Annotated in this window: 2 protein-coding genes and 1 tRNA gene; 1 reads left to right on the top strand and 2 read right to left on the bottom strand. The window is 49.3% G+C overall.

What is annotated here, in order from left to right; translation table 11 throughout:
- Window positions 1-17: 17 nt before the first annotated feature.
- Together EJP87_RS16380 and EJP87_RS16375 are read right to left on the bottom strand one after the other, a co-directional pair.
- Window positions 18-362, bottom strand: coding sequence for a type II toxin-antitoxin system PemK/MazF family toxin (locus EJP87_RS16380; RefSeq protein WP_227657721.1), 345 nt, complete (start codon window positions 360-362; stop codon window positions 18-20).
- A 7-nt stretch (window positions 363-369) separates the two neighbouring features.
- Window positions 370-582, bottom strand: coding sequence for a hypothetical protein (locus tag EJP87_RS16375; RefSeq protein ID WP_130472914.1), 213 nt, complete (start codon window positions 580-582; stop codon window positions 370-372).
- Between the two features lie 689 nt (window positions 583-1271).
- Here EJP87_RS16375 and EJP87_RS17510 point away from each other — a divergent pair.
- Window positions 1272-1338: transfer RNA gene (locus tag EJP87_RS17510), tRNA-Val, on the top strand.
- The last annotated feature ends 74 nt before the right edge of the window (window positions 1339-1412 follow it).

Raw genomic sequence — 1412 nt, 5'->3', positions numbered from 1 at the left:
AAGGGTTTGCATTGTTATTACCCGGATAAACCGTGGCCCATCTCTGGTGCAAAGGTGACATCCTGGGCCAAGATGAGGCAGAGTCGTTGCAATGCCTGAGACCTGAATGGCACTGAAACCCTGGCAAACATCCCTTCCACACGACTGACATTCAGGGTGAAAATTTTGTCCAATCTCAGCCAGCTTCGTTTCGGAAGGGAACCGTCGAAAACAGAACCCGTACCTATTTCTATGGAGTGATTGTCCGTGGGGACGGATGTGACGGCCAAGCCAATGAAGTCGCCGCGCTCATCTGGTTTGATCAGGACAAGGACGGGGCGTTTTTTGGTGGCATCCAGGTTGGAGAACGGAAAGGGTACCATCACCAGATCACCGGGTTGGTACATTGTTCCAGACCTCGTCTTCAGGGTTATCCCATACATGGCGCATGGCATCTCCCTGGGCAGTCATCAGATCCATCTCATCTGGGATTGCTTGTAGTCCACGGCGATATTCCAGGTAGTCAATGAAGTTCAGTACTTCTCTGGCTATGGGCGGTGGTAGGCTGCGCACTTTTATCTGAAGCTGTTCGGCCACATTCATCGCTGTTCGTTTCTCCAGTTGTCTGTTCACCCATGATTGGCTGCGTGGTTTGTGCGGACCACGATTGTGCCACTGGCCTCAATCGTTCCATTCGTAGCCAGCATACCAGAAAATTCCCGGCCACCAATAGCGTCATGTAAGCCAGATACGATTTTGGCTGGCCATCGTGGCACATCCTCTTGCCGATCATCGTCCAGCAATAAACATCTATAATAATATTACACGCTCTTGACACAATTTCATATATCGTTTTACCTCTATATAAGTGATCTAAGGCAGAGCTTTTACGATGCAACAACCGATTGTTTAATAATTATTTTCATGGTTGAACAGAATGGTACATTCTGTTCAAGGAGTCAACAACTTTTTGATGGCAAACTCACAAAAATCCAGGAGCATGATGATGTCAAATTTGTACGATAACGACGGCAATCGAAAATATCTAACAGTTCAAGTTCAAGAACGCACAGCTTTTCTGGATGCAGCACGGAACATGTCCGAGGAGGTTTACACCTTTTGTGCCGTCCTTGCCTACAGCGGAGCCAGGCTTTCCGAGGTTCTGGCTCTGACGCACGAGCAGATCGACCTCAAGGCACGATTGGTGATCATTGAGTGTCTCAAGAAGCGTCGTCCAAACGTATACCGGGCGGTGCCGATCCCGCAGGTATGGTTTCTTGATACTGCCGGAAAGGCCAGGAAAGCCATGCCTCAGCCTTCACACGGCAGGGGCCACAGGTTCGAACCCTGTGCTGCCCAGCAAGCTGTTTTACCGATTTTCAGTTTCACGGAAGTCATGGAAAACTGGCGCAAAATAACCGAATGGCTTGCTG

This window comes from Candidatus Magnetaquicoccus inordinatus (assembly GCF_004217665.1).
GTDB classification, from domain to species: Bacteria; Pseudomonadota; Magnetococcia; order Magnetococcales; family Magnetaquicoccaceae; genus Magnetaquicoccus; species Magnetaquicoccus inordinatus.
The sequence above is the reverse complement of the archived record's forward strand: the minus strand, read 5'-3'. Positions and strand labels throughout refer to the sequence as shown.

Coding starts and splice junctions, on each gene's coding strand:
- EJP87_RS16380 (WP_227657721.1), bottom strand. CDS start 362: ATGGTACCCTTTCCGTTCTCCAACCTGGATGCCACCAAAAAACGCCCC.
- EJP87_RS16375 (WP_130472914.1), bottom strand. CDS start 582: ATGAATGTGGCCGAACAGCTTCAGATAAAAGTGCGCAGCCTACCACCG.